Source organism: Leeuwenhoekiella nanhaiensis (genome assembly GCF_002744755.1).
Lineage (GTDB): Bacteria > Bacteroidota > Bacteroidia > Flavobacteriales > Flavobacteriaceae > Leeuwenhoekiella > Leeuwenhoekiella nanhaiensis.
This window is the reverse complement of the sequence record NZ_KZ319287.1, coordinates 22,946-37,252: the sequence shown is the minus strand read 5'-3', so window position 1 is coordinate 37,252 and position 14,307 is coordinate 22,946. Positions and strand designations below refer to the sequence as shown.

Below are 14,307 nucleotides of genomic sequence, written 5' to 3'. Positions count from 1 at the left end.
AATGAAAAAAGTAATTATTGTAGATGACGAGCGTGCCGGAAGGTCTCTAATTCGGGAATATCTCGAAGATTACCCCGATTTGATTTTACTCGCCGAAGCCAATAATGGCGTAGATGCGGTACGTGTAATCAATGAATTTAAACCCGATTTGGTTTTTTTGGATATTCAAATGCCTGGACTTACGGGATTTGATGTGCTTACGCGTTTAGATGAAATACCGCAGATTATCTTCTCAACCGCCTATGATGCCTACGCTTTACAGGCATTTGAGGTGCACGCAGTTGACTATTTGTTGAAACCCTACACTAAAGAGCGCTTTAAAAAAGCCGTGGAACGTCTCCCTGCATCTCAGGAGACTAATTCGGTAGCTCCACTGGCCGAAAGCCTGATGTTGAATAGAACCACATACCCTGAGCGTATTTTGGTTCAGCATAATAAAAAGCTTATTGCGATAGAACTTGACACCATTTATTGGATTGAAGCTTATGGTGATTATTCTAAGCTTCATACGGAAAGCGATAATTTCTTAAGTAACTACGGCATTTCCATTTTAGATGAAAAATTAGATCCGAAACATTTTATTCGGGTACATCGTTCTTCTATGATAAATATTAAAAAGGTAAAAGAGATTCATAAATACGGAAAATCCTATGATGTGACACTCCAAAACGGAACTGTAGTTCATGTGAGCCGCGGGTATAAAGACAACCTTAAAGATTTAATGTTTTAGACCTCTTTTTCCGTAAACGGAATGTTTATATCCAGAATTTCATCAATAAGCTTGTTTAAGTAGGTTTCAAAAGTAGCCAGCAGTTCTGGGGTAATCAAGGTTTCTTTAGATTCACTGAGTTTGAGAAAGCCCCTTCCTAGATTTTTAAATGAAATAATACCCGCCTCAGCCTGCTCAGGAATGCCTTTTTCTCTTGCTAGCATTAACGCATAGCACAATACCTGAAAAGCCTTGGATTGTTTCTTATAATCGCTAATTAGGGTTTCCCAGTCTTTAATGACCAGCTCACCGGCTTCAACCCTACCTGTTTTGTAGTCGAGAATGCGTAATGTGCCATTTACACGATCCATTCGGTCTACCGTACCTTTTAATTTTACATCTGGTCTGATCTGAGTTTCAAACTTAAGTTCAAGTCCCGTAATCAGAACTTCTGAGCCGGCTTCGATTTGTTTAAGTTCGGTCTGTAAAAAATTGCGAACAAATTGCTTGGCAACATTAAAAATGATGAGGTTTTTACCGGTTTTTATGTTTCCTATATTATAACAAAGCTCAAATTGATGGGATACTTCGGCATCGCATTGTTTTAAAAGGGTTTTGAGAATAGCTGGTGAAAGTATCTCATTCAGGTAAGGCTTATAGAGCTGTTCTAAGCTTTCGTGTACTACCGTACCCAGCGTATTATGGGCAATCGTGTCTTCTACCTCTTCAAGCTCTTCAATCCCCAGTACGTACTTATAATAAAAATCGATTGGGTTTCTGATGTAGGTGGTAAGCGCCGATGGCGAAAAACCGGATTGTGCATGTTTTTTCAGACTCTCAATAAGCTGCGGAGTTTTTAAGACTGTTTTGAGTTCTGAGGGTTTAATTTTTACGGAAGCGGAAGCTGTAGTTTCAGAATACCGGTATTGCGCATTAGAATCTGTCGCAAGTTGTAATAAAAAGCGACTCTTTTCGCCACTATTAAGTCCGGAAGCTTCGTTGTTGAAAAGTAAATGTGCTGTTTCGGCGCGCTGCAGCAATCTAAAAAAGTGATAGGCGTAAATAGCATCTTTCTCCCGGTAGGTGGGCAGGTTGTATTCGATTTTGAGATCGAAAGGAATAAAACTGTTCTGACTTTTTCCCGACGGGAGCGTGCCTTCATTAAGTGAAGTGATGATTATGTGTTTAAAATCAATCACGCGAGACTCCAAAACTCCCATAATTTGAAGCCCCTGATAGGGGTCTCCTTTAAAATCAAGTGTTTCCTTTTGAAGCAGGTCACGGTAAAATTGTCTGAGCGTCTTAACCGAATTGAAATAGGGGTATTGCGCGTTAAGATCACTTAATTGATTAAAGAGTCGTTCAAAAGCAGCCAGAAACTCAAGTTCGAGCCATTTTTGCTCATTTTGCATCTGCTCCTTTAGAAGCGAAATCAGTTTTAACGATCTTGCCAGAGCTGTATCTGTTGAATCCTGCCAGTCTTCAAAAAGCAAATTAATGGCATCAGTATTATTAATTAATTCCTGGGGAGTTACATAAATCAGATTTTCTGAGGTAATTTTTGCTTTAAGCTTTGAACGGGTGGAACCTAATAACGCTATTGTATAAGGCTGGTCCAGAAGTGAAAGAACATCTTTATAATAGTATTCAGATCCGCGTTTGTTAATTTGAAGTTGAAACCACGTCTCAAAAAAAGCAGCTTGAGTAATTTGATTGAGAGCAAGTCCCATGGTTACATTTACTGCATTCACCTGCGGTGGAAGTGAATTGAGTAAAGGCAGGAGTAGATTCTCATCTCCAAGGATGATCGCAGTATCATTGAGCTCTTCGGGAGCAAAACCTTCTAAAATTTGACCCACGTATTTAACCTGGCCAATATTTTGAGCAATTCCGGTAGCTGTTATGTTTTTTGGAGTATTAAAATTGCTCTTCGCTTTTGGAAAAACGGTGCTCTTTTCCTTCAATTCTGACCACTCATGAAGGTACTGACTGATAAAGCGCGAAGTGATATGGCTTTGGTCTTCTGTAAAATAAGGATCTAAATCCCAGTAAATATGCGTATCCCGTCTTTCTAGAAACGATTTTATTAAGTGCTGCTCAGCCCGGTTTAAGGCATTAAAACCACAAAAAATGTACGTGTTATTTGTATTATCGAGATACGAATCGAGGTTTGATACCGATTCCCGATAAAGCATACCCTGATAGCCCATGCCCTTGCTTTTTAGATGCTCAGCAAAAGCCGTGTAGTATTGCTTAACTGATCTCCAAAATTTCAGATAATTAGAAATTAGCTCTGTTGGTTGATCAGCAGACCATTGATTTAATTCTTTAACCGCGCTCAGATAATCGAAAAAGGATTCCTGAGAAATAAGGTGACGGTCTATCTCATTAAAATCCCCAATTAAAATTTGGGCCCAGCCCAGAAAGCTTAAAAAGCTATCGGGTTCTGTTTCGGTACATTCCTGCAGATAAATTTGATACAGTTCAACCTGAAGTTGCGTCGATGAAGCAGCAGTCAACCCAGATACATCTTCAATAAGCTCTTCAATACTCAGGGTTTTAGGTAGAAATGTAAAGCTTCCTTCAAGTTGTGCGCGAAGTCGTTTGTTGAAGAACGCGCCTGCCCGCTTTGAAGGTAGAACGATAACTGTATTCACAAGGTTTTGAGCGTGTTTACTCAAAATGTCTGCAATTACCTCGTCTATAAATGTTGTCATAGGTCTAAAATAAAAAACGCCCCGATGAATCAGGGCGTTTTCCGTATTTATTAATCAGATTTCACATCTGAATGCTTCTTACTTTAAGGTAAGCTTTACACGTCTGTTAAGTTGCATACCAGCAGCTGTAGTGTTAGGAGCGATAGGCTGCTCTTCACCGTAAGCTTTAATGGTCAATTGACTACCATTAACACCTTCTTTGCTGGTTAAGTAATCTACAACAGATTGAGCTCTTCTTTCAGAAAGATCCATGTTGTATGCGTTACTTGCACGGCTGTCAGCGTGACCTTCAACTTCAAATTGAGCGTTAGGATATTGCTTCACGATATCAGCAATACGATCAAGAGTCTCATAAGAACTTCTTCTGATAGTTGCTTTGTCTGTATCAAATAAGATACGACCAGCCTCACCATTAAGAGTTTCAAGAACGCTAGCATCTACACCAGGACATCCGTCGTTATCTGCAGTACCAGCAACATCTGGACATTTATCATCTTTATCAAGAACACCATCACCATCTCTGTCAGCGTAAGGACATCCGTTGTTAGCAGCAGGACCAGCTTCGTTAGGACACTCATCTTCAGAATCAATTACGCCATCACCATCAGCATCAGGGCATCCGTTAGTAGCAGCAGGACCAGCAACATCTGGACAAGCATCTTCATTATCAGGGATTCCGTCACCGTCAGTATCAGGACATCCGTTAAATTCTGGAAGACCAGCAACTTCAGGGCAAGCATCTTCAGAGTCTTTGATACCATCACCGTCAGTATCAGGACATCCGTTAAACTCAGCTAAACCTGGAGTTTCAGGACACTCATCATCTTTGTCATAGATACCATCACCGTCAGTATCAGTTCCGCCAAATACGAAACCTACACCAACTACGTGCTGCATGTGTTTTGTATAGCGATCTTCAAATGCGTGCTTATAGGTTGAAGAGAAATCAAGGTTAATGTTGTCGCTCAACCAAAATTTGATACCTAAAGTACCGTTAGCAGTACCGTGGCTTGGCATATCACCAACAAATACATAACCACCACCTGCACCCAGGTAAGGATCAAACCAACCACCTTCACCATTGATTAGGTCACGTAGGCTGTAGCTGAACATACCATCAATAGCGTAATAAGCTAAGTCATCAGCCGGAGCATCTCCTAACTTGTCAATTTTATTGATAGAACCTTGTACACCAAGAGCGAAACCTCCACCAATGTAACGACCTACATATAAGGTAGAAACAGAAGGAAGAATATTCCAGTGATCTCTTTGGTTAAAGAATTCATTAATGAATCCTCCGGTGAATGGTCTGTTATCAGGGCTTACGGGATAAGTATCCACAGCATTAACCCCAATACGAACACCCCAAGGATTGTTCTTGTCTTGCGCATTTGCAGTACTTAAACTCGCCAGAGTAAAAGCCGCAAAAAGAAATAATTTAGTAAGAGTTTTCATGTTAAGTAAGTAAAAATTAAGTGTTAATCGAAGCAAATGTAATTTGTTAAAATTAAGCAGCAAAGCCAAAATTAATAAAATTCAGTTAAGAGTGTTAAATAAATTCTATTTGCTATTGACTTTACTACTCAATATTTTTAGGGGTTTTAATCAATTAGAGATATTTCTACCCTTCTGTTTTTCTGTCTTCCGGCAGCAGTAGCATTAGTTGCAACCGGTCTAGTTTCTCCAAAACCTTGTGACGAAAGTCTGCTTGAAGGTAAGCCTTGCCCCTCCAAATATTCTTTTACTGAAGCAGCACGTTCCTTAGAAAGATTCATATTATAGGCATCAGAACCCTGACTATCGGTGTGCCCTTCAATTAAAAACTGAGTATTTGGATACTCTTTCATAATTTCAGCTACACTGTTCAGGGTTTCATAAGACTCCTTACGGATGGTTGCCTTATCTAAGTCGAATAATACCGTTCTAACCTGAACATTAATTTCTTCCAGAACAGCAACAGTAACTTCAGGACAACCGTTATTTGCAACAGTACCAAGAACAGTAGGACATTCGTCGTCTTTATCTAAAACGCCATCATTGTCTTGGTCTTTATAAGGACAGCCATTGTTTTCTTCCGGACCAGCCTCATTAGGACATTCATCTTCAGAATCTTTAACACCATCACCGTCAGCATCAGGGCAACCATTAAGTGCTGCTATACCGGCTGTGTTTGGGCATTCATCATTGGGATCAGCAATTCCATCACCATCCGTATCCGGACATCCATTAAACTCAGGTAAACCGGCAACTTCAGGACAGGCATCTTCGCTGTCTTTTATACCGTCACCATCCGTATCTGGGCATCCATTAAATTCCTCAAGACCTGGGGTATCAGGACATTCATCGTCTTTATCGAAAATACCATCACCATCACTATCCGTTCCGCCAAAAACAAAACCAATACCGGCAGTATGCTGCATATGCTTTACATATTTATCTTCGAATGCATGTTTATAAGTAGAAGAGAGATTTAGATTTACAGATTCTCCTAACCATAATTTTAAGCCGACTGTACCATTTGCTGTACCAAAACTAGGTTGATCACCTACAAAGTTATAACCACCACCTAATCCCAGGTAAGGGTCAAACCAGCCGCCTTCACCATTTATTGCATCGCGGAAACTGTATGTAAACATTCCATCAACTGCATAGTAGGCAAGATCATCTACCGAAACATCACCAAGTTTATCTATTTTATTAAGTGAACCTCGAACACCGAGGCTAAAACCACTGCCTATGTAATGCCCAACGTATATCGTAGATAAAGATGGAATAATATTCCAGTGATCTTCAAAATTGTACATTTCATTAAGAAACCCTCCGGTAAGAGGTCTGTTATCCTCATCTACAGGGTAGGTGTCTACTGCATTAACACCAATACTTATATACCAGGGATTATTTTTATCTTGACCAAATGAATGATCTGGAACCAGAAGAGCTGTAAAAAATAGAATGGGTAAGAAAATTCTTTTAATCATAGTAGTATAGTTAGTTCAGGGTAAAAGTAGTTTGTTAAAAAAACACGGCAAAGCCGCTTTTGATAAAGTTTTATTAAACATTTACCTCACACTTTGCATTAATAGAATTGATTTTAATTCTAAAATGAAATATTTTATTTATACAACAATCTATTTAAATTATTGAAAATGAGATAAATGTAATTTTTGGAATTCTATTACCTTTCAATGATATTTTGCCCGAACAACAATTAACACTGTGTTAAATTAAAAGCAATCTGGCATCGCTATTCAGATAATAAAGTCCCTTCTTAACTACTTTATAGCCCAGTTTTTCCAGACTTTTTGCATAAAAAGCGAGTTGCTGATGATGTGTTTCGTTAGAGAGGCCCGTTTTATAATCCAGCAGAAATACTTCTTTATTGGCATTAATTTCAATGCGGTCTGGTCTTATAATCTGATGATCTAATTGAATATCTCTTTCGTTCAGGATTAAATTTTTGGTATTGAAATAGCCTTCCGGCTGCACCTTATTTATTAAATCTTCAATTTGGATTTTTAAATTGGGAAGTGTTTCAGATGTAATAATGCCTTTGCTTTGAGCTTTGCGTAATACCAGATCAACATCTTTTGGCTCAATAATTTCTGCTAATAAATTATGCATAACATTTCCATAATCTACAGCTGCCGCTCTGTCTGATTCTGTATTCCTCAACTCCTGAATCACCATCGCAATGTTATGGTCTTCCTTGGCTGATGAAATTAAGCTCAATTGCTGTGAATCAGTTTCTTTATATTCAATCTTAGAAATACGTTTGGCAGAGCCCAAACTTAAGCGGCATTTCTCCTGATCAAATTGAGAATGTCCTGAGGCGTAATTGTACAACAAGTCAGCAAACGTATTTAAGGAATCAGAGTTTTTTGATGTACTACTTATAATATGTAATTGCTCGATGCTTCGGGTCAGCGCAACGTATAAAATATTTAGGCTGTCAAGTTGTTGTTCGCTACGTCTAATGTCATACAAACGGGCGGTTTGCTTGTTGAAATCTTTCAGTTTTGCGTTTTGATTTATAAGTAATGCATCAAAACCTTCAAATTCGGTTTCTTCCGGTAAGTACCAGTTGTAGTTGTCAGCGTTATTGGGATACAATGCAGTATCTGCAAAAGGATAAATTACTACCGGAAATTCAAGACCTTTTGATTTATGAATGGTCATAATCTGAACAGCTTCGGCTCCCGGAGGTGTGCTGATGCTCAGGCGCTCTTTTTTAAGTTCCCACCAATGTAGAAATTCGGGTAGACCACCGGTGTGCTTTTGAGAGAAGTCGAAAATGGCATCCAGGAAGAATTGAATATAAGAGCCACCCTGTTTTTGAAGACCGAAAGATCTTACGATGTATTCTGCAGATTCGTATAAGGGTAAAGAACTGCAAAAGTTCATATCAAAATTTAAATCTTCGGGCAGCGCGTCTTTGAATAAATCTTGTCCTTTTAGATTTATATATTTTGAATAGAAGCCGTGGGTGTCTTCCAGATCATAATAGTTTGCAGCGATATAATCTAGAATTTTAATTGCAATCGCATTGGAAGCAGGCTCTACAATGTAATGTAATACGTTGGTGATAAAAGCCACCTCAGGCGACTGAGACAGCAATAAACTTTCACTTGAAATCACAGGAATGTTTTCCTCCTGTAGCTTTTGAGCAATTTCGACCCCTTCGCTATTGCGTCTTACCAAAATACACAGGTCACGAAGTTGAAATCCGTTTTCAAGACAGTTTGTGATGGTAGCGACAACCTGATCTAAATACTGCGGAGTTGTCTCAGATTTTGTACCACTTTCCACAAAGGTTATTGAAACAAAGCCACCTGTGCGTGAATTGACTTCCTGGGCATTGCCGGTTTGATAGATCGTCTGGTAGTCGGGGTTTTCAAAGAGTTTAGCAAGCTCTGTAAACAGGGCGTTATTAAAGGAGATGATTTCAGAATAGCTCCTGTAATTACGCGGCAGGTTAAAAACTTTTTTGTTTTCATTCTGAAAAGGATTGACTCCACCGGCCAGTGCAATAAACTGGTCGGCGTCACCACCACGCCACCGGTAAATAGCCTGTTTGGGATCTCCCACAAGCATCAGGCTGTTTAAATTTTTTTCCTGCGTAAAGGTGCTTAGGGCATTATCAATCAGAGGAACCAGATTTTGCCATTGCAAACGAGAAGTATCCTGAAACTCGTCAATAAAGTAATTTTCGTAGCGTTCGCCCAAACGTTCATAAATAAAAGGTGTAGGTTGATTGATAATCTGGCTGTTAATAAGCTGATTAAAATCTGAAATCAGCACAAGATTATTTTCCTCTTTTATTTGTTGAACTTCTTTATTAATGGCCTGTAGAACCGAAAGCTGGGTAATTTTCTTGTAGATTTCTGCATTTAGACCATACTTTAGAATGTAAGATTTTATGCTGGCAAACTGCGAAGCGATTTCACCGCTTATTCCATCTAAAATAGCTTTAATAGGTTCTTTTTGGGCTTTGGTATATAAGGGCTCTGTCCCCAGGTTTTCAACCCACTTGGTATTTAAGTTTATAGTGAGGTCACCAGATGCCAGTTTGTGCAGGGCATTAGGAAGGGATTTTCGCGTAAAATGAGCGTCTTCCAGGCCCTCACGAGCGAAGAAATCAAGCATCGCTTGTGCAGAGCTGCTTATTTTTTCTTCCAGGGTTTTAAGTCTTTTTTTGATGCTTTTCTTTAGTGCTGTAAAATCTTCCAGGCTTTTCGACTCCAGCAGCTTTAGATAATTCAGGTCGTTTTCACGAAGCAGCAGTTTGCTGATTTCATAAAAGTCGCGGGTAATATCCCAGCTTTTATCATCATCGGTTTTTTCAAGAGCGTAGTCAATAAGAATATTGGTGATCTGTTCATCATTCCCGGTTTTATCAATAAGCCGGTCTACGGCCTGCTCAAGCACCTCCTGAGTATTGAGTTCGACTTCAAAGTTTTGTGGAATTTTTAAATCGTAAGCAAACGTGCGAATGATGCGATGCGTAAATGTATCTATAGTGACCACGTCAAAAGAGGCAAAATCCTGAATGATATTTTTAAGGAAACGTTTTGCTTTCTGTTGAATAAACTGGCGCTCCAGACCGGTTTCTTCTTCAACAGCCAGTAGAAGCGGAGTGGGACTTTCAAGAATTGAATCTTCACTAAATTCCTGAAGGCTTGCTACGATACGCGTCTTCATTTCGGCTACTGCCTTATTTGTAAAGGTGATGGCCAGAATACGACGGTACTTAAATTCATTGGGGCTTTTAAACAGAATTACCAGATAATTCTTAACGAGCGTAAATGTTTTTCCGGCACCTGCCGAAGCATTGTAAATCAAAAAGGCTGCTTCATTTTCCATAGGATGAAGATACTAATTCTTGCAGCCATCTCAACCCAAATATAGCCTGCAGGCTCTAAGGGCCTAAACCTTAAGAGTATTATAACATCGTGAACTTTCGATACGCTCCTGTTATTGTTATCTTTGAGCTAGAACTATATATTAACGAAAAAATCATACATATGTCATTTCAACTTCCGAAATTAAAATATGCAAAAGACGCATTAGAGCCTCATATTGATGCTCAAACTATGGAAATTCATCACGATAAACACCACGCCGGGTATACCAGCAAATTAAATGCTGCTATCGAAGGTACAGACCTTGAAGGTAAAACCATTGAAAATATCCTGATCAACCTGGATATGTCAAATAGCGCAGTACGCAACAATGGAGGTGGTTTTTACAATCACAGCCTGTTCTGGGATGTAATGTCTCCAGACGGCGGTGGGGAGCCTAGTGGTGAACTTGCAGATGCAATCAACGCAGCTTTTGGTTCATTTGAAGCGTTTAAAGATAAATTTTCATCAGCCGCAGGTGGACAGTTTGGTTCAGGATGGGCCTGGTTATGTGTTCACGAAGGCGGAAAGGTAGAAGTATGCTCTACTCCAAATCAGGATAACCCACTTATGCCGGGCGTAGGCTGTGGAGGTACTCCAATTCTTGGACTTGATGTTTGGGAGCATGCGTATTACCTAAAATATCAAAACAAAAGACCTGAGTATGTTGAAGCATTCTTTAATGTAATCAACTGGAAAGAAGTTTCCAGTCGTTATGCTCAAAATAAATAATCAGAACTAACTGATTTGGAAAACCCGGTTGAATGACCGGGTTTTTTTATGTCAAAATTAAAGTTTTGGTGAAGTCTCTTTTTATAGGGCGTGCCCTTTCAGGTCGGGCCTGCCTGCCGGTAAAGGCAGGCTATGCGCTGCAATTCCTCGCCCCTCAAGAGGGCTGCGGGCTTTCCGCTACTATCCCTCACGCATTTTTAAAATCGGGAATAACTTATACAAGTAGAAAGAAATCAAGGTATACCGTAAAGGTTCGCTCTCGTTTCAGATTTGTTTTGCGGTTAAAATTGAAGAAGTTTATTAAGATTTCGATTTGCTCGCCACCCCAACTTGGGCCAAATAAAAAAGGAGGAAGAACACTGGATTGGGGAACGGCTCGCTGCCTTGTTCTGGGGCTTTTGGTTTTCTAGAGGGTTCTTATGGGCTTTATAATCCTAAATACAGTCTTGCTAAGCTCTCCACCCCGATTTGGTACAAATAAAAAAGATGGAAAATTACAGGAGTGGGAAACGGCTCGCTGCCTTGTGTTGGTGTTTTTGATTTTCAGGAGCTTTCTTAAGGGCCTTTTAATCCTAAATACAGTCGTGGTAAGCTCGCCACGCCGATTTGGTGCAAATAAAAAAGGTGGAAGAAATCCACCTTTTTTGCCCCAAATCTACCATGAACTTAACCTACTTATGTTATGGCAGATACTAAAGTATTACAATGAAGGTCTAGCTACCAAAACTTTTAGACCAAATGCGTTATTATCAGTTGAAGAGTGCTTTTAATACGCTCTTTTTAAATTTCCCTCTACATAATTGATAAAAGCACGGTTTACCACGCGATTACCTCCTGCAGTTGGGTAGTCTCCTGTAAAGTACCAGTCTCCCAGGTTTTTAGGACATGCCTTGTGCAGATTATCAACTTTTTGATAAATAACACTTACCTCGGGTTTAATAGTTTCGTCTTTTAACAATTGAGCGATCCTCTCAGAAATTTCCTCGTCTGTAAAGGGCTCATACACTTCTTTTACATAATTGATCACCTCTTTGTCCTCAAAGTCAACCTGACTCAGGCATTTTTGATAAACGTCATCAATAATGTGTTCTTTTCCGTTTTCTTTAAGCAAGTCAACAGCGGCTCTAAAGGCAATAAAGTCCTGTAGCTTGGCCATATCAATACCATAGCAATCCGGGTAGCGTATTTGCGGAGCAGAAGATACCACCACAATCTTTTTTGGATTGAGTCGAGAAAGCATCTTTATGATACTCTTCTTTAAGGTCGTTCCGCGTACGATACTGTCGTCAATGATAACCAGATTATCAGTTTCTTTAACCACACCATAAGTCACATCATAGACGTGGGCAACCAAATCATCTCGGCTACTATCTTCGGTTATGAAGGTGCGCAGTTTTACATCTTTAATCGCAATCTTCTCGGTGCGTAGTTTTTTAGAAAGAATTTCTTCGAGTCCGGCTTTATCGAGTTCATTTCTGCGCGACAAAATCTCATCTGCCTTTTGCTTATCGAGCTCTGCCTGTGCAGCCTCAACCATACCGTAAAATGAAGTTTCGGCGGTGTTAGGTATATAGCTGAATACTGTGTTTTGTGTATCGTGGTCAATGTGCTTCAAAACTTCGGGCATGAGCAAACGTCCCAGTTCCTTTCGTTCCTGATAAATCTCAGCATCGCTTCCTCTTGAGAAATAAATGCGTTCAAAAGAGCAGGCTTTACGCTCGTGAGGCTCCTGAATTTTTTCAATAGAGGTCGATCCACTTTTTTTAATGATCATGGCGTGACCCGGATCAAGCTCGTGCACGTCTTCAAATTTTGCATTGAAAACCGTTTGAATAACGGGGCGCTCGCTGGCGATTACTACTACTTCATCATCTTTATAGTAATAGGCAGGACGTATCCCCGAAGGATCGCGCAATACAAATGAATCTCCGTGCCCCAGAAGACCGGCCATTGCATAACCACCATCCCAGTCTTTGGAGGCTTTCTTCAGGATTTTAGCGACGTTAAGACGCTCTGCAATTTGTGGTGAGGCTTCAAATTTGGAATAGCCTTCCTTTTTGAGCTTTTTGTAAACTTTCGCAACCGCGTCATCCAGAAAGTGACCTATTTTTTCCATCACGGTGATGGTATCTGCCTTTTCCTTTGGATGCTGACCCAGTTCTACCAACTTATTAAAAAGCTGAAAAACATTGGTCATATTAAAGTTACCGGCAACAATAAGGTTGCGGTGCATCCAGTTGTTTTGTCTTAAAAACGGGTGAACACTCTCAACACTGTTTTTACCGAAAGTACCGTAGCGCACGTGACCCAAAAGTAACTCGCCAATATAAGGGACGTGTCTTTTCTGTAGCGCAACATCCTCTGCATATTCCGGGTTTTCGCGCATCACCTCGTTGATACGGGTGTTTATCTGAGCGAAAATATCCTGTATGGGCTGCTGGGCAACAGAGCGCTGTCTGCTAATGTAGCGCTCACCCGGAGCCATATTGAGCTTTATGCTGGCAAAGCCGGCACCGTCCTGACCGCGGTTGTGCTGCTTTTCCATCATCAGGTACATTTTATTTACTCCATAAAATGCGGTCCCGTATTTTTCCTTGTAATACTCAAGAGGTTTTAGGAGGCGTATTAATGAAATTCCGCATTCATGCTTAATGGCGTCACTCATAGCTTAGTGTAATGTTTGCGCCCCCTTCGGTTAAGAAGAGGGCGCGGGTTTTTATAGGTCTAAATTAAATTGCGTTAAGGCTTTAAATTTATGCAGGCGTGTCTCGATTTCTTCGGGCCTAAGCTGCTGCATGCGCTCTGTACCAAATTTTTCTACACAGAACGAAGCCAGATTGGAGCCGTAAATAATCGCACGTTTCATGTTTTCAAATGAGTAATCCCCGCTGCTGGCTAAATGGCCTGCAAAGCCACCCGCAAAGGTGTCTCCTGCTCCGGTAGGGTCAAAAACTTCCTCCAGGGGAAGAGCGGGTGCAAAGAAGATTTTTTTGCCTTCAAATAACAAAGCGCCGTGCTCTCCTTTTTTGATCACTACATAGCGCGGGCCCATTGCCGAAATTTTTTGCGCTGCAACAACCAGAGAATATTCCCCGCTTAGTTGACGGGCTTCTTCATCATTTATGGTAATCACATCTACTCGGGCAATTACTTTTTTAAGATCTTCCAAAGCACTGTCCATCCAGAAATTCATGGTGTCCAGAATGGCAAGCTTAGGCTTTTGATTCATCTGTTCTAAAACCGAAAGCTGAACCAGTGGGTGCAAATTACCCAATACCACCACTTCAGCATCGCGATACCCTTCGGGCACTACGGGATTAAAATCTGCAAGCGTATTGAGTTCGGTAATTAAGGTATCTCGTGAATTCAGGTCGTTATGATAGCGGCCTTTCCAGAAAAAAGTTTTTCCGTTTTTTACTACCTCAAGCCCTTCCATATTGATACCTCTGTTTTTTAGAAGATCAATATATTCCTGCGGAAAATCGGAACCAACAACAGACACGATAGCCTGGTCGACTTCAAAATTTGAGGCGGCCAGACCAATAAAGGTACCGGCACCACCCAGAATTTTTCCGGTTTTACCAAAAGGGGATTCGATCTCATCAAAGGCACAGGTGCCTACAATTACCATTTTTTGCATTAAAAAATTTTTTGCAAATATACAGTTTTGCTTGCGCTTTCGTAAACAATGGTCGGTAGATAGACGTTAAACTTACCTCAAGACCAGGTCAATAACTTGATACGTTGTAAA

At 40.3% G+C, this 14,307-nt stretch carries 9 protein-coding genes; 3 read left to right on the top strand and 6 right to left on the bottom strand.

Going from position 1 to position 14,307, the window contains the following annotated elements; translation table 11 throughout:
• Position 1 precedes the first annotated feature (1 nt).
• Positions 2–730 (top strand): LytR/AlgR family response regulator transcription factor, encoded by a 729-nt coding sequence (locus CJ305_RS00130; RefSeq protein WP_099644217.1) that lies wholly within the window; start codon positions 2–4, stop codon positions 728–730.
• Here CJ305_RS00130 and CJ305_RS00125 read toward each other — a convergent pair.
• The 4 genes from CJ305_RS00125 to CJ305_RS00110 form a co-directional block, all read right to left on the bottom strand.
• Positions 727–3,426, bottom strand: a complete 2,700-nt coding sequence (locus CJ305_RS00125) for a PD-(D/E)XK nuclease family protein (protein WP_099644216.1) — start codon at positions 3,424–3,426, stop codon at positions 727–729. The two genes, CJ305_RS00130 and CJ305_RS00125, sit on opposite strands and share 4 nt — an antisense overlap.
• A 78-nt stretch (positions 3,427–3,504) precedes the next feature.
• Positions 3,505–4,539, bottom strand: coding sequence for an OmpA family protein (locus CJ305_RS00120; RefSeq protein WP_317043976.1), 1,035 nt, complete (start codon positions 4,537–4,539; stop codon positions 3,505–3,507).
• A gap of 488 nt (positions 4,540–5,027) precedes the next feature.
• Positions 5,028–6,404, bottom strand: a complete 1,377-nt coding sequence (locus CJ305_RS00115; protein WP_099644214.1) for an OmpA family protein — start codon at positions 6,402–6,404, stop codon at positions 5,028–5,030.
• A 241-nt stretch (positions 6,405–6,645) separates the two neighbouring features.
• The gene (locus CJ305_RS00110; RefSeq protein WP_099644213.1) at positions 6,646–9,786 is read right to left on the bottom strand and encodes a UvrD-helicase domain-containing protein; all 3,141 of its coding nucleotides are present in this window, start codon (positions 9,784–9,786) and stop codon (positions 6,646–6,648) included.
• A gap of 161 nt (positions 9,787–9,947) precedes the next feature.
• On the opposite strand from CJ305_RS00110, the gene CJ305_RS00105 reads away from it, so the two are divergent.
• A complete protein-coding gene (locus tag CJ305_RS00105; protein ID WP_099644212.1) occupies positions 9,948–10,556 on the top strand; it encodes a superoxide dismutase in 609 nt (202 codons plus the stop codon).
• Between the two features lie 32 nt (positions 10,557–10,588).
• Positions 10,589–10,966, top strand: coding sequence for a hypothetical protein (locus CJ305_RS00100; protein ID WP_099644211.1), 378 nt, complete (start codon positions 10,589–10,591; stop codon positions 10,964–10,966).
• A 356-nt stretch (positions 10,967–11,322) separates the two neighbouring features.
• Here the strand turns inward: CJ305_RS00100 and CJ305_RS00090 are convergent, their stop codons facing one another.
• The gene (locus CJ305_RS00090) at positions 11,323–13,221 is read right to left on the bottom strand and encodes an amidophosphoribosyltransferase (RefSeq protein WP_099644209.1); all 1,899 of its coding nucleotides are present in this window, start codon (positions 13,219–13,221) and stop codon (positions 11,323–11,325) included.
• 51 nt (positions 13,222–13,272) lie between these two features.
• Positions 13,273–14,196, bottom strand: a complete 924-nt coding sequence (locus tag CJ305_RS00085; RefSeq protein WP_099644208.1) for a PfkB family carbohydrate kinase — start codon at positions 14,194–14,196, stop codon at positions 13,273–13,275.
• Positions 14,197–14,307: the final 111 nt, after the last annotated feature.

Coding starts and splice junctions, on each gene's coding strand:
- CJ305_RS00115 (WP_099644214.1), bottom strand. CDS start 6,404: ATGATTAAAAGAATTTTCTTACCCATTCTATTTTTTACAGCTCTTCTG.
- CJ305_RS00085 (WP_099644208.1), bottom strand. CDS start 14,196: ATGCAAAAAATGGTAATTGTAGGCACCTGTGCCTTTGATGAGATCGAA.
- CJ305_RS00090 (WP_099644209.1), bottom strand. CDS start 13,221: ATGAGTGACGCCATTAAGCATGAATGCGGAATTTCATTAATACGCCTC.
- CJ305_RS00100 (WP_099644211.1), top strand. CDS start 10,589: ATGACCGGGTTTTTTTATGTCAAAATTAAAGTTTTGGTGAAGTCTCTT.
- CJ305_RS00130 (WP_099644217.1), top strand. CDS start 2: ATGAAAAAAGTAATTATTGTAGATGACGAGCGTGCCGGAAGGTCTCTA.
- CJ305_RS00120 (WP_317043976.1), bottom strand. CDS start 4,539: ATGTTCAGCTACAGCCTACGTGACCTAATCAATGGTGAAGGTGGTTGG.
- CJ305_RS00110 (WP_099644213.1), bottom strand. CDS start 9,786: ATGGAAAATGAAGCAGCCTTTTTGATTTACAATGCTTCGGCAGGTGCC.
- CJ305_RS00125 (WP_099644216.1), bottom strand. CDS start 3,426: ATGACAACATTTATAGACGAGGTAATTGCAGACATTTTGAGTAAACAC.
- CJ305_RS00105 (WP_099644212.1), top strand. CDS start 9,948: ATGTCATTTCAACTTCCGAAATTAAAATATGCAAAAGACGCATTAGAG.